Origin of the sequence: Caballeronia udeis (genome assembly GCF_001544555.2) — a bacterium.
Classification (GTDB): domain Bacteria; phylum Pseudomonadota; class Gammaproteobacteria; order Burkholderiales; family Burkholderiaceae; genus Caballeronia; species Caballeronia udeis.
Genome location: NZ_FCOK02000206.1, coordinates 1 through 1,191 on the forward strand (window position 1 = coordinate 1; position 1,191 = coordinate 1,191).

The following is a 1,191-nucleotide window of genomic DNA, read 5'->3' on the forward strand; positions in this document are numbered from 1 at the left end:
TTACTCGAGAACCTTGGCGACGACACCAGCGCCGACGGTACGACCGCCTTCACGGATAGCGAAGCGCAGACCTTCTTCCATCGCGATCGGCGCGATCAGCTTCACCGTGATCGACACGTTGTCGCCCGGCATGACCATTTCCTTGTCCTTCGGCAACTCGATTGAACCCGTTACGTCCGTGGTACGGAAGTAGAACTGCGGGCGATAGTTGTTGAAGAACGGCGTGTGACGACCGCCTTCGTCCTTGCTCAACACATACACTTCAGCCGTGAAGTGCGTGTGCGGCGTGATCGAACCCGGCTTGGCCAACACTTGGCCACGCTCCACGTCTTCACGCTTCGTGCCGCGCAGCAGAATACCCACGTTGTCGCCCGCTTGACCTTGGTCCAGCAGCTTGCGGAACATTTCCACGCCCGTGCACGTCGTCTTCACCGTCGGCTTGATACCGATGATTTCGATTTCTTCGCCAACCTTCACCACACCGCGCTCGATACGACCCGTCACCACCGTGCCGCGACCCGAGATCGAGAACACGTCTTCCACCGGCATCAGGAACGAACCGTCAATGGCACGCTCCGGCGTCGGGATGTACGTGTCCAGTGCGTCGGCCAGGTTCATGATCGCCACTTCGCCCAGCTCGCCCGTGTCGCCTTCCAGCGCCAGCTTGGCCGAACCCTTGATGATCGGCGTGTCGTCGCCCGGGAAATCGTACTTCGACAGAAGCTCACGCACTTCCATCTCAACGAGTTCCAGCAACTCGGCGTCGTCCACCATGTCGCACTTGTTCAGGAACACGATGATGTACGGCACGCCAACCTGGCGAGCCAACAGAATGTGCTCACGCGTTTGCGGCATCGGGCCGTCTGCCGCCGAACACACCAGGATCGCGCCGTCCATCTGCGCTGCACCCGTAATCATGTTCTTCACATAGTCGGCGTGCCCCGGGCAGTCAACGTGCGCGTAGTGACGCGCGGCCGTTTCGTACTCGACGTGCGCCGTGTTGATCGTAATGCCACGCGCCTTTTCTTCCGGCGCCGCGTCGATCTGGTCATACGCCTTCGCCTCACCGCCAAACTTCTTCGACAACACCGTCGCGATCGCTGCCGTCAGCGTGGTCTTGCCATGGTCGACGTGACCAATCGTGCCTACGTTGACGTGCGGCTTGGTCCGTTCGAATTTACCTTTTGCCAT

Annotated in this window: 1 protein-coding gene; it reads right to left on the bottom strand. The window is 60.1% G+C overall.

Annotation, left to right across the window (positions count from 1 at the left end):
* The gene (gene tuf, locus AWB69_RS45215; protein ID WP_062093238.1) at positions 1-1,191 is read right to left on the bottom strand and encodes an elongation factor Tu; all 1,191 of its coding nucleotides are present in this window, start codon (positions 1,189-1,191) and stop codon (positions 1-3) included.